This is a genomic window from Anaerovibrio sp., assembly GCF_024697385.1.
Lineage (GTDB): Bacteria > Bacillota > Negativicutes > Selenomonadales > Selenomonadaceae > Anaerovibrio.
Map to the genome: position 1 here is coordinate 1 of NZ_JAILFV010000194.1, position 18,910 is coordinate 18,910.

Sequence of the window (18,910 nt, forward strand, 5' to 3'; positions counted from 1 at the left end):
GAGACTTGCTAGCAAAACAAGGCTTTGATGGGGTGAATAATGATAATGAGGAATATATCGTTTTTGAGTCCAACCAAATAAAGTCTGCCACTGATAACAACGGCAACTATGATGCTAATAACCCTAATATCTATTATCAGGCAGCGGCTATGAGGCCGGAAAATAAAAAATACATTTTATATAACGGCTCTCCTGATATAGCACATATTGAAAAAGAAATGGTAGCTGAAAACGGTTTTGTTATTAAAGCCCTACCAATAAGACTGCAAATTGGTTTCAAATATGGAAAAAATCGTGGATTCGGTTGGACACATTTAGTAACAAAACATTATGAGTTTTTAAAAGCTAAAGGGTACACTGATGAGTCAGGAAATGTGAATCCGTTTACGCTTTTACTTGATATACTTACAAATTATCAGTTTATTACAGCGAATGAAAGTCTTGAGCCTGCAAGCAAAGAAACTGTAAACAGATTCTTGTTTCACAAACCCGCAGAAGGAAAGCATACTGGGATAGCTATAGTGTTTGAAGAAATGACCGATGACTTCACAGGAGAGCATTACTATTCACCAGTAAGTATTATTCCACAAAGTGATAAACAGGGTAAAAAAGCAAAAGAAAAAGCACTATCCTTCCCTGGGGAGCGTTCGCCCCAAGACCAACAACCAGCTGTCGGCGCGTTTTACACATCCGTTGGCATAAAAGCTGGACCCAAGGATGCTTCGATCGCTCGCAAAGATAGTACTTCTTCTTTTGGAATTACACTATCAGATATTGATTACTATGTCAAGAAATATACATACGATTATAATAATTTTCCACAAAATTCTGATAGTAATACACAGCCTGCGGAAGAATTTGATCAGGGCATAAAGGGCTCCATTACTCCTATGTCCAACGGACAGCGCATTATCAATATCTTTGAGTCCGCGGATGAAAGTACTTTCCTGCATGAGATGGGACATTTATTCCTGCTGGATTTGGAAGAGCTGGCCCAGATAGACGAAAGAAGTGCCAAGGAGCTGGCAACAGTAACCGAGTGGGCAACATATAAAAAAGAGGATGTAAAAGGCTATCGAGCATACAATCAACCGGTGGAAGTCCAGTCCATACCACAAACGATAGCCGAAACTCCGCAAGGTGTAAAGATAGCTGCGGATAAGGCAGGATATAGCCTTGATACTGGACAGGCAAAACAGGTAGCCACAGCAATCCGGGAAATAAGAACCATCTAAAAAGAACCCTTATATATTGTAAAAACCACAAGCGAACAAGCGAAGTCAGCAAGCGAACAAGCGAAGAAAGATAATAAAGCGGATTTCTCCATTGTTACCGACAAACGAGATCCGGACAAAGTTGTAGACTTGAATAAACTGGATAAAAGTGATAAGGTGGAACTTAATCAATATAATATCCAGGCATACAAACCGGTTATAAGGACTGTATCCATAAAACCGGATATAAATGATAAAGGTGTTAAACAGGTAAACTTTTCCATATCAAAAAAAATCACCAAGGACGGTCAGTACCTTGGTGTAGGTGTTGGATATGATATTAAAGACAAAAGGGCCTTACTGAATATCTCATATTCGTGGTAAAATCCTTGACGAACATTTGACGAACAAACCAATATAACCCCTCGAAAATACGGCATTTCAAAAGCCTTTTAATATATTTATATGGATAGGGAAGTTTTGATTTATCTGGGAGCGTTTTTACTTCCGATAAGTATAAATTATCGGAAGTAAAAATATCAAAATAGAACAAGGATTTTACATAAGAATAAAATTTTTAATTCCTACTGATACCCAAAATGGCTACTGCCTGTGTTTTACAGGTAGTAGCCATTTTAGAGTTAAATTTCAAGATTTTAGTTTTTTGTTATAACGCCATTGTTCAAATTACACCGAGTTATAAAAAGGATTTTATTCCTCTTTCACATACTTTATTCGAAATAATTTCTCCAGATATATCGTACATGATCTCTTATAAAAGTAAGACCTTCCTTTTCAAAATCAGGATCACAGTAACATCTGTCTATAACAGATATGATTGGATAACATACAAGCTTTGCCAGATGAATAATATCCACATCTGCCTTGTTGCTCCGTACCCTGATTAACTTGCTGAAGAATATAAATGCTCTTTCCTCATTATTTTCAAAAGTATTTTTGATATGCATCATCCTGATGCGTTCATTTCTGTACTGTTCAATGATAAACAGCTTACGAACGCTCTTAATAACATTATCATGTAGCAAATTCTCAATTTGTGACATGACAATCTTAGTAAACCGGTCAATGTCAAAATCATTGATTTCCTCATCAGTGAAATTTACTACTGGAATCAAATGCCTGTGATAATTCTCCTCGGCCCGATTGACTATTTCCTCCAGTATTTCCTGCTTACCCTTAAAATGCTTATATAATGAAGGCGGTGTAACATTTACAGCAGCTGCAATCATTTCAACACCAACAGCATTATAACCAAGCGTTGAAAACAGTCGCAACGATTCCTCCAGTATGCGTTCCTTTGTATTTGTCCGTCTGATGATAATCCCATCCCTTCTGCTCATACACATGTCAATACACACAAATGTAAAATACTAAAATTTATTATAACACCAGTAGACAATTTACACAAGAAAATAAAATTGTCCATATAAGTTATACATATGTACGCGGTGAAAACATATATTTTCAGCGTATATGTTAACAGATTGTTAAACTAATAATTTTTACTAATTTATTATTATTATTTAATATTATTACGCTTTTTGATTATATTTTTAAATAAGCCTTTGCAACCTCGCATTACATCCCTGAAGGTATCATCAAAATTACCGGTATACCAAGGATCGTTAATTCGTCTATGTTCACCGGCATAATCCATAAGCATATGAACCTTGTGCTCAGGATCATCACCAATAATACTGTCAATATATCTTATATTTTCTTCATCCATACCTAATATATAATCATACTGGCCATAATCTTCCTTGGTCATTAATGTTGCTTTGCGTTTTGAATAAGGAATTCCCTCTTGGTCCAGCTTTTCTCTTGTTCCCCAATGGGTATCAGCCCCAAGCTCATCCCTGTGGGTCGCCCTGGACTGGATATAAAATTGATTTTCCAGACCTTCTTTTTTGACCAGGTCCTTCATAACGAATTCCGCCATTGTGGAACGACAGATATTGCCGTGGCATACGAAACAGATTTTAGTCATTGCTTTTCCTCCTATTATAAAATTCAATCTCCTTATTTCCACTCTCCAATGGACAATGAAACATATGTCGGTTACTCAGATTATTTGCAATATCTTTAAGTGACCAACAACACTAATGGTTAAAAATCATTATCAATTTTTAACATGATTAACTTTAGCAGAATAGTGACAAAAATACAATAGAAAAACAAAAAGTGGTTGATTTTATCAAAAAGTGGTTGATTTTTATACCTTTTGACTTTTATGAATGTACATTTATTAAAAATTTGTGTATTTTTATTAGCATTATACAAAAAGTGCTTCACATATACATAACTAAAATATTTTATGATACATGTGGTAAATGTTATTAAATTCAAAAAAGCACTCATACGACATACGAAAATGAGTGCTTTTCCTCTAATGATTTTTACAGAAAATATCTGAGAATATTTTTATTTTAAAGGTAAGTAACAGTTTCTTTAAGCTCTTTTCTGCTTTCATGGGTTGGCAACGGACCTGCACCTTCATCAGCATATCCGATATCCAGCAGCATCAGCACTTCCTCATTGGCCGGCAAATCCAGCTTCTGTCTTACTATTTCAGGATCAAAATAATTTAGCCAGCAGCTGTTCAGACCTTCATCGGCAGCGGCAAGAAGCATATGAGTCGCCACAATTGTTGCATCCTCTATACCGGAATCCCGTAAACCACCAGGATATGTAAAAACATTATTCTTATCAAAGGCAACTGCAATGACAACAGGAGCCCCATAACGGCAAGGCGTCGCATCATCGATTTTTGCCAGAAGCTCCTTAGACTGAATAACATATACCCGTTGCTCCTGAAGATTTTTAGCAGTAGGAGCAACCCTACCAGCCTCCAGTATGGCAGTAATTTTATCCTTTTCTACCTGCTTGTCCGAATATTTTTTGCATGAATACCTTTTTTTGATCAGTTCTTTAAATTCCATAGTCTCTTCCTTTCCTGATGATACATTTGCATATCATTCAAATTAAAGTTTATTTAGCTGCACCTCCTGAAAGATGAAAAATAACAGCTTCATTGTCGAAGCTGACAGGCAATCCTCTGGAATCCAGCCCGTTGAAACCAATAAGGCGGATTTCCCTTGGAGTACCTATAGCATCTTTAAATGGTAAAGTTAACCGTACGGCTTCCTGCGAGGATATCATAATCACCCTTTCAGGAGAAATGAATATACCAAAATTCCGGGCAGGAAATTCCCCTTTATCGGTGACTAATATTGCTGTCACCGGTTCTACCCATCCAGCAGCATATCTCTGTCCGGTTTTTGAACGCAAGTCCAATATTATCACTGGATTATTATCAAAGCTGTAGCCGATATTAGCTGCGACATCAATATTGCTGTCGCTACAGGATATATCCAGATTGGCAGCAGACTTTATTTCATTGAGCCCCATACACCATTGTCCATCTATATAGCAAAATCCCAAATTCTCATTAATTACCGCTGAACCATCTGTATAAGAAATATGGGCCATTGCATAATCCCCATCCTGGCGTATTTGGGAAACAGAAATATCCTGCAGCTGATGCTTCTGCCGAAGATACCCCTCTATGTCAGTTGCATCTATTAGTCTTGTTTTAACGAGAATTCCAGTAGGAACCCTGTCAATCCGGCAAATTTCCCGTTTTGCCTCAATATCATTGCCACCCCATATCCCAATAATGTTTTTGATTATTTCTTCATTAATTGCTTTTGGCTGCTTATTAATGTCATTTTGTGACATATCACCACAGCCCAGAACAGCAAAAGCAAGGATACCCATAACAAAACAAGCTATTGCTTTTTTTAATATCATTTTATCCTCCGTTTATCAAGGTACCTATAGAAAAACACTGATACCACTATAAACTGGTCACCAGACTACACTTCTCTGTTACAAAGCTCAGATACTTTTGCAAAATCAAAATCATCAACACCTTTTTTTATATCATTTATCCGTTGTGTATCTTCCTCTGCCATTCTGTACTGCTTGAGTTCATCAAGAGTTTCCTCAATTCCAAAGCTGTCACAGCTGTCAGCAAATTCCTTTATTTTGCCGTATATTTCATTAATAGCTTCCTCTGATATGATTGGCAGACTTTCATCTTTTTCAATACTATCATCATTTAACAATGGACACAGCAGTTCACCTAATTTACGGCAGCGTTCCAGCAGTCCCTCCAGCTCATCGTTCAGGGTATCTGTATCCCCTGTCTTGCCCGCATCCTCAAGATGCTGGGCTAAATCCCCAATGGCAGCAGCTCCGATAATCCTTGAGGTACTCTTTAGGGCATGAATCTTGATAGTTGCATTTTCCACATCTCCATTATCCATAAACTGTGAAATTTCCGTCACGTATTTATCGGCCATTGAAGCATATATTTTTAATGCTTCCAGATATGATTCTTCATCGCCGTTGTTGACTGTACCTGCCTTTAAGTCTATTTCATCAATTTGCAGCAGGAATTCCGGCAAAATGGACTGTGATTCGACTGTCTGCACTCCTGGCTCCGAAGTCATATCTTCCTGGTTAAGCAGTGTAACTTTTGCCTCAGGCAGATATTCAATCAGCATATTTTCCATATTTAATGTATCAATCGGTTTCGTCAGGTAATCGTTGAAGCCCTCTGCCAAATATTTTTCCTTGGCACCTGATATGGCATTGGCTGTAAGGCACACAACAGGTGTATTGATATTTGGACTGTTTTTAAGCTCCTTCATTTCATGCAGGGTGGCAATACCATCCTTTTGTGGCATCATATGATCCAGGAATATAATATCATATTGTTTATCATATACCATGGCCAATGCTTCATTGCCACTATATGCAGTATCTACCTGAATGCCAGTTCTTTTCAGAAGATTTCTGAATACCGTGACATTCATATGATTATCATCCACTACCAGGATTGTTGCATCCGGCGCATACAGCTTCGCCTTCTCTGCCTGACGCTCCTGATAAAGTGAGGCCTTATAGGACTGGGTATAATCCCCCAAAGGCTCCCAGCTTGTTACCTTCTGCCTGATGGCAAAATGGAAATGAGAACCCAATTTATATACACTTTCAACTTCCAGCTCTGCTCCCATCATTTCCAGGAGGCGTTTTGAGATGGACAACCCCAATCCTGTTCCTTCTACATAGCGGTTCTCCCCCTCATTTATACGCTCAAAATCAGCAAACAGCTTGGACATATCAGCTTTTTTGATGCCCTGTCCTGTATCCTTGACAGAAACCTTCATAAGGATGTATTCCTCATCCAGTTTTTCAAATCCAACGGTGAAAACTATACCGCCTGTTGAAGTGTATTTTACGGCATTAGTCAGAAGATTTGTTACCACCTGCTTTATACGCATATCATCGCCTACGAGGAACTTTGGAATATTTTCATCTATATCCAGGGTTAATGTAAGGCCTTTTTCCTCGGCCCTGGCCTTTATCATATTGATAAGTATGCTGATTCCCACAGACAAATCATATTCAGCAGGAATTATTTCCATTTTACCCGCTTCTATTTTGGAAAAATCCAAAATATTATTGATAATCGATAAAAGGTTTTTACCCGCAATACGGATATTGTCCGCATAATCAATTATATTATGTTCCCCTGATTCCCTTATAATCATTTCATTCATGCCCAAAATAGCATTGATTGGCGTGCGAATCTCATGGGACATATTTGACAAAAATGCTGATTTTGCTTCATTGGCTGCCGTTGCCCGGGCAGAAATCTCCATTAAAGCCTTGCGGCTCTTTCGTTCTTCAGTAACATTTACAACCAGCCATAATACCGTAGCGATTTTCCCTAACGGAGTGTATTGGCAAATAACAAATCGTACACGCAGCCATTTCCCATCCTTGGTCATAAATTCACTGGTGATGGTATTACGGCCTTCCAGGCGCTCATCAAGGGTAGAAAAATCAATGAATTTATTTATCTGTTCCTGCTGTTCCGGAATTACATTGTCAGCAATGAAATCATACAGCTTTTCCTGGGCATTACTCAAGGCATCCTGATCAGAAGAATCCTCATCGTAATTAATATCATAATCCACTGTATTATTTATAATATTAATTTCCCTGAAATCGAAGTATATCTGTGCTGCTGCTGTCATTCGTTTCGTCAGCAGAAATGCTTCTGTTTCATGGGCGTCCGCCTTTTTGACTATCAATCGTAATATCATAAAGCCAAACAGCATGATTAGGGATGAAAGGACAGTATTAAACACAATTACCTTCCATAATTCGTGATTTCCTACCATGTCCTTACTGGTAACCACCAGATACAAATCAATATTTTCAAGATGCTTTGTTATGGTAAACTCGCCATCATCCTGTTTGGTGTATATATAACCATCGCCATTATCATCCGTTGTGTCTAATATCCCATCATACGGCTTGTCTATAGCGGAATCACTGGTAGCTACCTTTATGATTCCATTATTATCAATCAGATTGATCTTTACATTGTATTCATCTTCCATTTTATGGAACAGCTTCTGCAAATCTGTGAGTTCCATTCCAACACCACATACACCCAATAGATGGCCTGTATCATCCTCTATTTTTGCATTGACAAAAACAGTCCATTTATCCGGCATCAATGAATCCTTGTCAACACTGACATCATAAGGCTGTGCAGTGGTTACAACCTCTGAATACCAGTTGTCATTGGTGTTATTGGCCGTGTCGATTTTTTTCATCAAGCCATAATAGGTATAGTAATTTTTGCTTTTATCGGACACTACAAAAGCAGTTTCATACTGAAATGTATTTTTAATACCCTGGAGATATTCCTGCAGCTGCATCTCGGTTACATTTGCATCCTGATTATCTTCCTCCTTCAGCATATCCTTCAACTGTTTTGTTGCCGACATAGTTTCGGCCACATTAACAGGCTCACTTACCTTATTGTTAAGGGTATCAAAAATACGGGCCGTAAGAATCATATCCATAGCCCTGGTGTTATCCTTGGCCATAATATTGAGGGACCAGATAGAAACCAGGGTGGACAGCAAAAAACTGGTCATCAGACCGAGGACTACCCATTTTCTGGTTGTTACAGACTTGTATGAAAATTTTGACTTGCCATGGAAAAATTTTTTCATATACATAATTAGCCCTCACAAATACCTTAAGTCAATGAATTTTGTCTTTCGGCAGGAATTTCAGCAGCATATCCTCCAGCTTGTTAGTATCAATAGGCTTGCTGAGGTAATTATTAAAGCCTTCCTTTATATAGCTTTCCCGTACTCCTGATATTGCATTTGCCGTGAGGCAGATAACAGGTGTGTCAAGATTTGCTCCATTATCCTGCTTCCTTATCTCATGAAGGGTTTCGATACCATCCTTATTTGGCATCATATGATCCAGGAATATAATATCGTATTTCTTCTTTTGGGTGTATTGCAATGCCTCATCCCCACTTTGGGCCTTGTCAATCTTTACCATATTTCGCTTTAACAGATTACAGAAAACAAAGAGATTCATCTCATTGTCATCCACTACCAGGATTTCTGCCTCAGGGGCTGTGAATTTTTCCCTGTTAGGTTCATATTCATAGCCTGACATCATGTCAGTATTGCTGAAATTCCCTATAGCTTCCCATTTAATTACCTTTTGTTCCAGGGTGAAATAAAATCTTGAGCCCAGGCCATAAATACTTTCTACCTCCAGCCGTGACCCCATCAATTTAAGCAAATTGATGGTAATGGAAAGGCCCAGACCGGTACCTTCAATACTGCGGTTTTTATCCTCTTCCAGTCTTTCAAACTCCGTAAACAGCTTTTCCATATCCTCTTTTTTTATACCGACACCTGTATCCTTGACTGATACCTCCAAAAGGACCCTGTCCTCTGCAATCTTTTTGTGCTCAATAATAAGGACAATATTTCCGGTTTTGGTATATTTGACTGAATTTGTCAACAGATTTGTAATAACCTGTTTGATGCGTATATCATCACCCCTGAGGAGTTTTGGTGTATCCGGATCGATATCCACGGATACAGCTAACCCCTTTTCTGCCGCACGGAACTTTATCATCTGGACCATATCATTGATTACAGAGGATAAATCATATTCCACCGGTATGATTTCCATTTTGCCGGCCTCTATCTTGGAAAAATCCAGGATGTCGTTTACCAATGCCAACAGGGTATGGCCTGCTACATTGATGTTTTGTGCATAGCTTAATATCTGTTCATTATCATTGCTTTCACGTAGTATCATTTCATTCATGCCCAGCATTGCATTAATAGGTGTCCGTATTTCATGGGACATATGTGACAGAAAGGCTGACTTGGCATTATTGGCAGCAATTGCCTGTTCAGAAATATTTCTCAGCTGTTCCCGGGCATTTTTTTCTTCGTCAATATCTTCTACCAACCATAGAATACGGGAGATTTTCTTCAATGGAGTGTACTGGGATACCACCAGCCTGCCTCGATGCCAATGGCCGGTAATGCTAAGGAATTCTGTGGTAACTGCATTATGTCCGTCCATGGATTCATCAAGATGGGTAAAATCCAAAAAATCATTGATTCTGTCATGATAGGAGGCATCCACATATTTATGCATCTCTTTAACAAGGAAGTCTTGTGCATCATTATGTTCGACTACATCAGGGTCATCATTCTTTGTTTCAAAGGACTTGATATCTGTATAAGTATTGTTTATCACATCAATATCACGGACCACACTGTACAGCTTTGATGTGGAAGCCAGCTGCTCATTAAGGCGCTTGGCAACATGGGTCTTGCGCAGCGATCTTTTGACAATCAGCCCCAGCATTGACATGATTATTATCATCACCAAAAGAAACAGCAAAAAATTAAGCCGCAATACATCATTCAGATTACTATCATGTACGCCACTTACAGTTCTTACTACTAAGTACCAGCCCAGCTGCTCTATGTATTTTGTTATTATAATATTGCCCTCACTGTCAGTGCTGATTGCATACTCCTGCTCATCAGAGGAACGAAGACTATCAATATCGAGATACACATATTCTATATTCTCATCATGGACATCCACCTTTACCTGACCTGTTTTATCCACCAGATTAATTCGCACACTGTACTTGTCCTCCAGTTCAGCAAAGAGCTTCTGAAAATCCACCAGGCTCACGCCTACGCCGCACACACCAAGGAGCTTACCGTTACTGTCCTCCACACGGGTATTTACGAAAACTGTCAGGCGGTTATGCTCCGCCTCATCATTGTCAATATTCAAAATATATTGCTTACCGGTTGCCAAAAAATCCGTATACCAGACATCGTGACTGTCATTTATCGGATCGACTATTTTGTTCAGTCCCTTATAGGTATAATAGCGTTTTGTTTTTTCAGACACCACAAAGGCGGCATCATAATCAAGACCAGCCTTAAAATGAGCCAGATAATATCGCATATTATTGATGGCTTCTTCCTCGCTCATATTATCTTCGTTTTCAAGGGCTTCAACCAGGGTAGGTTCTGCCACCATGGTTTTTGATACTATTACCGGTTCACTGGCACTGGTGTTGATAATATCGTAAATACGGGAGGTAAGCACCGAGTTTACTTCCCTGGTATTTGACTTGGCCAGTTCATATAATGACCACATGGATACCACCATACACATAATAAAGCTGACCAAAACAATCAGAAAAATCGATAATGCACCCTTATAATTATAAAAAGGCTGTTTATTGTCCTGAAAAAAACGCATTATATTCACCTCGTCACAAAAATAAGTGGCTGTGCCTTACTTTTGCGTCCTGAACACATCATCCAGCTTTAACAGGAGCTCCTCCTGTGAAGCTGACTTTAAAACATATCCATCAGGTTTCAGGCGTAAAACCTTGGTGACAGCTTCCTTGCCGTCAATTCCCGTGAGAAATATTACAGGTATATTCTTGGTTTCCGGCTTTGCCCTAAGCCCCTGCAGAACCTCCTGACCGCTCATTTCCGGCATTTCATAATCCAGCAAAATAAAGTCCACACTGTTCTTGGACAAAAAAGTAAAAGCTTGCTCACCTGAAGTTACAACACTGACCTTACAGTATTTCATGAGGTTATTGCGAATCATTTTGGCAAAGGCCGGATCATCATCCACCACAAGCGCCTTTCGGTTAGCAGAAGTTGCTATACGCATGGATTCAGTGCTGACATATTCCCTCAGCTGTGCCATATCTGCAGTTTTATCAAACCACGGGTAATTGCCCAGTTCGGGTATAGTTTTCAGAACCGCATCATGAATAAATTTTTCACAGATTACTATAATGCTTTGCCTGGATTGCCGCAAAATCTGTGCAGCACTTACCAGATTATTCATATCCAGCTGGTTATCGAGAATTTTACTGTGCAGATGCAGTATTGATACCAATGGTTTTGCATTATATCTCTTTATATCCTGGACATTTTGCTGAACACGATGCACAACAAAATCCAGCTGATCCATCTCCCTTAACACAGCATTAAGGAAGATGTTGTTCTGAAAAGCAACGACAATTATATCCTGTTCGGGAAAACACTCTACTACTTCATCTTCTTCGTCCATAAAACATCCTCCTGTAAACCAACAATTAATCCCGGTAAATAACTACACAGGATCTTCAGTAACCTTCGTTGACGACAAAATCCCTTATCTTCTTTATTCAATCCATTTATTTAAATTCCTGCAATTATAGTTATATTATGATTAAGTTCTATCTATATATGTTCTTGAATATGGGTATATTATCTGCTAATATTGTATCAAACATATATTCTATGTCTTCTCACCTGACCATGGTGACATCCATCGGCAGGCAATGGATATTTTCCCAGGAGTCCAAAAATGACTGACAAAACCTACATAGCAATAGATTTAAAATCCTTTTATGCCTCAGTTGAGTGTGTGGAAAGGGACCTTGATCCCCTTTCTACCAACCTGGTTGTAGCTGATGAAAGCCGTACCGGCAAAACAATTTGCCTGGCCGTCACCCCATCACTAAAAGCCCAGGGCATCAGTGGCCGACCAAGACTTTTTGAAGTAGAACAAAAACTGAAGGAAATAAACTACCGCAGAAAATTTAATGCACCACAACATAAATTAATTGGCAAATCCTACAAAAGCGATGAGCTGAACACCAATCCGGCGTTGGCAATGGACTGTATAATAGCCATGCCACGGATGGCACTGTATGTGGAATACAGTGCCCGGGTATACAATGTCTATCTGAAATATATTGCACCGGAGGACATACATAACTACAGTGTAGATGAGGTTTTCATCGATGCAACCCCATATTTGGATACCTACAATATGGGAGCACATGAACTGGCTCTTGAGATCATTCATGATGTATTGAAAACTACTGGAATTACTGCTACGGCAGGCATTGGAACCAACCTGTATCTGGCCAAGGTAGCGATGGATATCATGGCCAAAAAGATGCCACCGGATGAAGATGGTGTGAGAATTGCCCAATTGGATGAAATGTCTTATCGGCAAAATTTATGGACCCATACACCCATAACAGATTTTTGGCGTATAGGAAACGGTTATGCCAGACGGCTGAGAGAACACGGCCTGTATACCATGGGAGATATTGCCCGCTGCTCCCTTGGCAGGGACACTGATTATCACAATGAAGATTTACTATACAAAGTATTTGGTATAAATGCCCAGCTGCTGATTGATCATGCCTGGGGATATGAATACTGCACGATGAAGGCCATCAAGGAATACCAGCCGTCATCCAGCAGTCTCAGTTCGGGGCAGGTTCTTCAAAGCGCCTACAGTCATGAAAAGGGACGCCTTATTGTCTGGGAAATGGCTGACACCATGGTATTGGACCTGGTAGAAAAAGGTCTTGTTACCGACCAGATAGTTTTGTATATCGGCTATGATATAGACAATGTACAAAAAAATCATTACCATGGTGAGGTTCATATGGACCACTATGGACGCAAGGTCCCCAAACCGGCCCATGGTTCCATAAATCTTGGATGTCACACATCCTCAACAGCTTTAATTACCTCAGCTGTATTGGAACTGTTTGATAAAATTACAGATCCCCAGCTTCTCATACGTCGGGTAAATATTACAGCAAATCATGTCATAAGTGAAAATATGATCAAAAAAAATAATTCCCAGCCTGAACAGCTTGAGCTGTTTGTAGATTACGAAGCCAAGGCCAGGGAAAGGGAAAAAGAAGAGAAAGCTGAAGCCAAGGAAAAATCACTCCAGCATGCCCTTCTTGACATAAAGCATCGTTATGGCAAAAATGCCATATTAAAGGGTGCCAACCTACAAGAGGGTGCCATGACCATTGAACGAAATCAACAGATAGGAGGCCACAAGGCATGAATACACCCTATGATGATATTATCCATCTACCCCGTCCTGTATCCCAAAAGCATCCCCCATTAACCATGAAACAGCGCGCTGCACAGTTTTCACCTTTTGCTGCAGTATCCGGTCATGAGGAAGCTATCAATAAAGTTGCCCGGGAACACGAAAATAAATACATTCCCAAATAATACGGACAGTTCAATAATAAGCCCTCATATCCGGCTTTATATGTCAAATTACCCATGATGCGGTCACTCCTGCCGTCTCAATTCATACAATACCCTTTCCCGTTCCTCCATAAAAAGCTTTGTGATCCTGTAACTTGCAGTATCCTCATATTTACATCCATGTAATCTGCCACCATCAAAAGAAATCAGTTCAGCATCCGGTATCCCCAAAAGAATAGGTGAATGCGTTACAATAAAAAACTGTGCCCCTGTCCTTGCACATTTATCTATCTCCGCCAGTAAACCAAGCTGCCGCTGAGGTGATAGTGCAGCTTCAGGTTCATCCATAAAATACAGGCCTCCGACCTTAAAATTTTTTTGTACCAAAGAAATAAAGCTCTCCCCATGAGATTGTTTATGGTATTCCTCAGCCCCCTTCAAACTGTGTCTGCCATAAATCTCTTCGGCTGTGGCTACATTGTAAAAGCTCTCTGCCCGCAGAAAATAGCCCCATTTTATAGGCCTGAAGCCTTTAACCAAGGTAATGGCATTACACAATTCAGAATAATCATCGTATGTAGAAAAAGAATAGTTTCTGGTACCACCTTCAGGGTTAAATCCTGCTGCAATAGCCATGGCCTCCAGCAGAGTTGATTTGCCAGTGCCATTTTCACCGGTAAATATTGTAACAGCATTGGTAAAATCAATATGCGTAATTGAATTTACTGTCGGTATTTTCCTGAGATAACTTTCCCGACTGATTTTGTCCCAATGAATTGATAGGCCCCTAATTAGCAAATCAATCATGATAAAACTCCTCTTATCCCTAATTTTTCAATAATCATGTGTCAAAATACAAAGTGTGTAAGCTATTTATAACCTACACACCTGTAAAATTCATATTATATACAATTTATTCTGCAAAATCACAAATGCTCTGCTATAACCCTAATAAGAGTATCCAAGTCGACCGGCTTGCTTACATGAGCCTGCATCCCAACATCTTTGCAATGCTGTATATCTTCTTCATAAGCATCGGCTGACATGGCTATAATTGGTACCACAGCTGCATCCGGTCTATGTAGGGCCCGAATTTTCCGCGTAGCAGCAAAGCCATCCAATATTGGCATCCGTAAATCCATCAAAATCAATCTGTAATGGGAAGGCTCACTGGCACTATACAATTCCACACTTACTGCACCGTTTTCAGCCCAATCTATCATATTAGCTCCATATTCAGAAAGCATCAGCTGTGCCAGCTCAGCATTTATTTCATTGTCCTCTACCAACAGTATAGGAACATCCTTCAGCAAATCCTTAGAAATATTTTTGGTGTATTCCTGGCTGCTATCATCACCTGAATCATTTTCATTATCCACTTCAGGAACCATTTTCACAGGAATTCTCACAGTAAATTCAGAACCCTCATTGAGCTTACTTTTCACACTGATAGTTCCACCAAACATATTGATGAAATTATGCACAAGGGATAGACCCAGTCCGGTACCTCTGGTAGATAGGCTTTCATTCCGTATTTCCTGGGTGAATATCTCAAACATATGCTCCTGAAATTCTTCACTCATACCAATACCATCATCTTTTATTAATTCAATTAGAACATATTCCCCATTTTCCTCCACAATGGACACATCCCAAAAAACATGTCCACCGGCAGGGGTATATTTCATGGCATTGCTCAAAAGATTCATGGCTATCTGCTGAAGGCGCAGCCGGTCAGAGTATAATACCATATTTTCAGGCAGTCTTACTTCAGATTTAAATTCCACATGGCGGGTCTCAGCATTCATGGTAATGGCTGATTTTATAGTGTTATATAGCTCCATGGGAATGATTTTTTCTTCCCTAAGCATCATCTTGCCACTGGCTAGCTTGGATAGGTCAAGAACATCATTTACCAGTGCCAGCATCAGCTTGCTGGAATTATCAATATTTTCCAGATACTGCTGTACTTCCTCCATATTGGTGGACCCTTTTGCCATGCGGGTATATCCTAAGATTCCATTTAAAGGGGTACGCATATCGTGACTCATGGTAGAGAGGAAATTACTCTCTGCCTGGCGTGCCCTTTCAGATGCTTCCAATGCAGCCTGTTTTGCACTTAATTCTGCACTTACCTGTTTTTGATGGGATATATACATCATGCGGCTAATCATCACAGTAATAAACAAAATCACCATAAAGAAGATGACCACCAGTTTTGTAGGAATGTTATGTATATAATCCATGGTACTTGGTTTCATATATATATTACGATTTATAATGCTGGTAATATCTACTGCCTTACTTTTTACAGTCTTGGAAATTATGGAATTAAGAACCTTGTTATCTGACAGCATCTGACTGCTGCACTCAGCAAACATATCCCCCAGTCCTCCAACAACAAATTTGTCGGAGCCTTTTTTTACCATAAGCCAGTTCATTTGCGCCATATTGCAAAAAACAGCATCTACCTCACGGTGCATCATTGCCTCATAGCATTCTTCCAAGGTATCATATGGCTTAAAGTTAACATCAGACAGGCGGTCGTGCATCATATGCTGCACATTATTAGGCATTCTGCCGATATAGGCAGCAGTATAAATCTTTTCCACATCAGGGCGTTTCAGTGAAAAAATATCCAATTTAAAAATGCTCTTGCTAAGGGCAAGCCCTGCCTCCTCACTGGCGATAATATCCTGGGTAGTCAAGGCATACACATCTGCTTCGCCTGAATGCAAGGCAGTGATGATTTCATCACGATATCTATATACCTTGAACTCCACCGGCCAATCCAGTGTCTGACTAATTCTGCGATACAGCTCAGGAGCTATACCCTGAGGTTCACCGTCATCATCGATAAATGAAAATGGCGCCTGATTCTCCAAAATGGCAACCCGCAATACAGGATGTTCAGCAATATAGGCTTTTTCCTGTGAAGTAAGATACAAGCCCTCCTCAATTTGGAAATGACTGTATTTTGCAAAAAGTTTTTCCGGATACAGGCCATCATCATAAAGAATGATGTTCATCGCTTCATCGACTTTTTCCTTTAACAAGACCTGGTCCCTGGCAAAAATTGGATAATAATTATTGGTAGAAAGATGTATCGCAGAACGATAATCCCGGGAAACCTTTGAACCCGTAGAAATAACTGCATCCAAAACGCCTGCATCCATATCAGCATAAAGCAAATTAACATCTTCATACAAACGAAAAACAGGATGAATATTATTTTCTGCAATCCATTTTTTTGCACAATCATGGGTTATAGATGCCTTCACCAGACCTATGATCTTATCGTTAAACTCCTCCGGTTTATTGAAAGTAAATCTTGTATCATCATTATGCACCCGAACATCAATATTTCCATTATAAAATGATGTATTGGCAAAGAGAAATTGCTGCTTTCTTTCAGTTGTAGGCGAAATGCCAAGTGCCATTTGAATTTCACCATTACTTAAGGCCTGAAACATCATTTCATTATTGTCATATACATGATAAACAGCATGCAGGTTGGCATACTGGGAAATCTTATACATGTACTCTACATCAAAGCCATAATATATACCCGTGCCAGTGGGCATGGCAATACCAGGCTGCAAGATGATACCAACATGAACATTTTCCCTGGAATCAGGCACTTTATCTGCATAAATGTGCTGAGGAAGGAATACGATAGATATAATCAGTGCCACAAAAATTCGCAACAGATAATGGGTATTACCTGCTGACAAAGGTGATTTTCCCGATAAGTTGAAAGAAAAATTGGCATAACTTAACAGGTGACATATATACATGCCACCCTGTTGAAATGCTAAACGAAGGCTTTTCAAAAAATGAATAAAATTTCTGATAAAAACGCTATAAACCCTCATATAGTATACCTGCTTTCAGGATAATTAAAGCAAAATTTAATCAATTCAGTTATGGTTTAATTTCGACATCTGCTATATAATTCCTTCATTTAAGGTAAATATCTATTATCCGGAATGTAAAAAAAGGCTCCTGCAAAATTACCTGCAGGAGCATAATTAAACTTATCTCGGGTATATAAAAACCTCATCCGAAAAGTATTTCGTAACCACCATTGCCGTGCCTTTCCTTGCATGTGAACAGAATATATTTTAATACCATATCGATTGGAACACATACTTTAATAACATGCTATATTCCCGTTCTCCACCGTTACCCGTGCGGTGGATGGGGGTTCCCATACATACATAAATAACTCTGCCTCTGGCCATCAAACCCATTGCATCACCAAAAAGGCAGGGCAGATTGATGTGACCATTGGAGGAAGGGCGTCAAGAAGTGGATTTTTGCATACCGGCATTCCGGAGAAAATTCCGTGTCTGAGCGTAGCGAGTTCGGAATTTTCCCGGCGCCTTAATTAAAGGCAAAAATTACTTTAGCCCTGAATGCCCTGGTCACAGAAAATGCCCTGCTGCCACTCCAAAGGAGAAGGCACATCCTTCACTTGCGTATAACCAAAACATTATTTAATAGCCCTGCCTCTGGCCCCCAAACCTATTGCATCACCGCAAGGCAGGGCAGATTGCAGTGACCATTGGAGGAAGGGCGTCAAGAAGTGGATTTTTGCATACCGGCATTCCGGAGAAAATTCCATGTCTGAGCGAAGCGAGTTTGGAATTTTCCCGGCACCTTAATTAAAGGCAAAAATTCACTTTAGCCCTGAGTTCCCTGGTCACAGCAAATGCCCTGCCGAATTCATTCACAGCAAATGCCCTGCCGCACCACTTAGAAGCTCCAGTTCAATGAAAGGTTTCCTCCTAAGCCCTGCTTTTTACCAACCCAGCCATTCATACTTAACCCAACGGTCAGATTCTTGCTGGCCTTTGCCTGCCAGCCCAGCTCCAGCATACCGCTACCGCCCTTAATGCTTGGGCTTGGAGTTGTAAACTCCTGATATGTAGCCGTAGCATCGCCCTTGAATTCATATTCATAGGCAAGACCGGCATACAGCTTGTTGAGTTCATTTATTTTGTGGGTATATCGTCCACCCAGCCGCATACGGATGGAGTTGACACTGCCAAAGTCATAATGCTCTCCGGTTGAAAGCTCTGTCCCTGCACTGTTCTGATGGGTGTAGAAAAGCTTTCCATACAGATCCATGGTATTATCATGTGCTACTGCTATCTTTTTGCCCAGGCCAAGATGCATTGAGTAATAGGT

At 39.8% G+C, this 18,910-nt stretch carries 14 protein-coding genes; 4 read left to right on the plus strand and 10 right to left on the minus strand.

The genetic code is table 11. The features are described 5' to 3' along the window. Together K6C05_RS10115 and K6C05_RS10120 are read left to right on the plus strand one after the other, a co-directional pair. A partial coding sequence (locus K6C05_RS10115; protein WP_296734346.1) for a hypothetical protein occupies positions 1-1,235 on the plus strand: 1,235 nt, incomplete at its 5' end. A gap of 129 nt (positions 1,236-1,364) precedes the next feature. Beyond that, on the plus strand, positions 1,365-1,598 hold the full coding sequence (locus K6C05_RS10120) for a hypothetical protein (RefSeq protein ID WP_296734348.1): 234 nt from the start codon (positions 1,365-1,367) through the stop codon (positions 1,596-1,598). Positions 1,599-1,945: 347 nt separating this feature from the next. Here the strand turns inward: K6C05_RS10120 and K6C05_RS10125 are convergent, their stop codons facing one another. The 7 genes from K6C05_RS10125 to K6C05_RS10155 all read right to left on the minus strand — a co-directional run bounded on the left by K6C05_RS10125 (position 1,946) and on the right by K6C05_RS10155 (position 11,771). Continuing rightward, a complete protein-coding gene (locus tag K6C05_RS10125) occupies positions 1,946-2,575 on the minus strand; it encodes a TetR/AcrR family transcriptional regulator (protein WP_296734350.1) in 630 nt (209 codons plus the stop codon). Between the two features lie 179 nt (positions 2,576-2,754). Next, a complete protein-coding gene (locus K6C05_RS10130) occupies positions 2,755-3,225 on the minus strand; it encodes a low molecular weight protein-tyrosine-phosphatase (protein ID WP_296734352.1) in 471 nt (156 codons plus the stop codon). A gap of 439 nt (positions 3,226-3,664) precedes the next feature. Then, positions 3,665-4,177: a nitroreductase family protein gene (locus K6C05_RS10135; protein WP_296734355.1), complete on the minus strand. Its 513-nt coding sequence runs from the start codon at positions 4,175-4,177 to the stop codon at positions 3,665-3,667. Between the two features lie 49 nt (positions 4,178-4,226). Continuing rightward, positions 4,227-5,048: a hypothetical protein gene (locus K6C05_RS10140; protein ID WP_296734356.1), complete on the minus strand. Its 822-nt coding sequence runs from the start codon at positions 5,046-5,048 to the stop codon at positions 4,227-4,229. A gap of 65 nt (positions 5,049-5,113) precedes the next feature. Beyond that, entirely contained in the window at positions 5,114-8,344 is a 3,231-nt protein-coding gene (locus tag K6C05_RS10145; protein ID WP_296734359.1) for a hybrid sensor histidine kinase/response regulator, read from the minus strand. A 25-nt stretch (positions 8,345-8,369) separates the two neighbouring features. Beyond that, a complete protein-coding gene (locus tag K6C05_RS10150) occupies positions 8,370-10,940 on the minus strand; it encodes a hybrid sensor histidine kinase/response regulator (protein WP_296734361.1) in 2,571 nt (856 codons plus the stop codon). Positions 10,941-10,976: 36 nt separating this feature from the next. Beyond that, positions 10,977-11,771 carry a response regulator gene (locus K6C05_RS10155; RefSeq protein WP_296734363.1) on the minus strand — a complete coding sequence of 265 codons (795 nt, stop codon included), beginning with the start codon at positions 11,769-11,771 and terminating at the stop codon, positions 10,977-10,979. A gap of 279 nt (positions 11,772-12,050) precedes the next feature. On the opposite strand from K6C05_RS10155, the gene K6C05_RS10160 reads away from it, so the two are divergent. Both K6C05_RS10160 and K6C05_RS10165 read left to right on the plus strand, forming a co-directional pair. After that, a complete protein-coding gene (locus K6C05_RS10160; protein WP_296734365.1) occupies positions 12,051-13,565 on the plus strand; it encodes a DNA methylase in 1,515 nt (504 codons plus the stop codon). After that, positions 13,562-13,738, plus strand: a complete 177-nt coding sequence (locus K6C05_RS10165; RefSeq protein WP_296734368.1) for a hypothetical protein — start codon at positions 13,562-13,564, stop codon at positions 13,736-13,738. The genes K6C05_RS10160 and K6C05_RS10165 overlap by 4 nt, the downstream gene beginning before the upstream one ends. Before the next feature lie 63 nt (positions 13,739-13,801). On the opposite strand, the gene K6C05_RS10170 is transcribed toward K6C05_RS10165, so the two are convergent. The 3 genes from K6C05_RS10170 to K6C05_RS10180 all read right to left on the minus strand — a co-directional run. Next, positions 13,802-14,524 carry an AAA family ATPase gene (locus K6C05_RS10170; protein ID WP_296734369.1) on the minus strand — a complete coding sequence of 241 codons (723 nt, stop codon included), beginning with the start codon at positions 14,522-14,524 and terminating at the stop codon, positions 13,802-13,804. Positions 14,525-14,643: 119 nt separating this feature from the next. Beyond that, the gene (locus K6C05_RS10175) at positions 14,644-17,412 is read right to left on the minus strand and encodes a transporter substrate-binding domain-containing protein (protein ID WP_296734372.1); all 2,769 of its coding nucleotides are present in this window, start codon (positions 17,410-17,412) and stop codon (positions 14,644-14,646) included. Between the two features lie 1,063 nt (positions 17,413-18,475). Further along, a partial coding sequence (locus K6C05_RS10180; protein ID WP_296734374.1) for an autotransporter domain-containing protein occupies positions 18,476-18,910 on the minus strand: 435 nt, incomplete at its 5' end.

Excerpts from the sequence above, each read along its gene's own strand:
- K6C05_RS10125 (WP_296734350.1), bottom strand. The coding sequence starts at position 2,575 with ATGAGCAGAAGGGATGGGATTATCATCAGACGGACAAATACAAAGGAA.
- K6C05_RS10130 (WP_296734352.1), bottom strand. The coding sequence starts at position 3,225 with ATGACTAAAATCTGTTTCGTATGCCACGGCAATATCTGTCGTTCCACA.
- K6C05_RS10135 (WP_296734355.1), bottom strand. The coding sequence starts at position 4,177 with ATGGAATTTAAAGAACTGATCAAAAAAAGGTATTCATGCAAAAAATAT.
- K6C05_RS10140 (WP_296734356.1), bottom strand. The coding sequence starts at position 5,048 with ATGATATTAAAAAAAGCAATAGCTTGTTTTGTTATGGGTATCCTTGCT.
- K6C05_RS10145 (WP_296734359.1), bottom strand. The coding sequence starts at position 8,344 with ATGTATATGAAAAAATTTTTCCATGGCAAGTCAAAATTTTCATACAAG.
- K6C05_RS10150 (WP_296734361.1), bottom strand. The coding sequence starts at position 10,940 with ATGCGTTTTTTTCAGGACAATAAACAGCCTTTTTATAATTATAAGGGT.
- K6C05_RS10155 (WP_296734363.1), bottom strand. The coding sequence starts at position 11,771 with ATGGACGAAGAAGATGAAGTAGTAGAGTGTTTTCCCGAACAGGATATA.
- K6C05_RS10160 (WP_296734365.1), top strand. The coding sequence starts at position 12,051 with ATGACTGACAAAACCTACATAGCAATAGATTTAAAATCCTTTTATGCC.
- K6C05_RS10165 (WP_296734368.1), top strand. The coding sequence starts at position 13,562 with ATGAATACACCCTATGATGATATTATCCATCTACCCCGTCCTGTATCC.
- K6C05_RS10170 (WP_296734369.1), bottom strand. The coding sequence starts at position 14,524 with ATGATTGATTTGCTAATTAGGGGCCTATCAATTCATTGGGACAAAATC.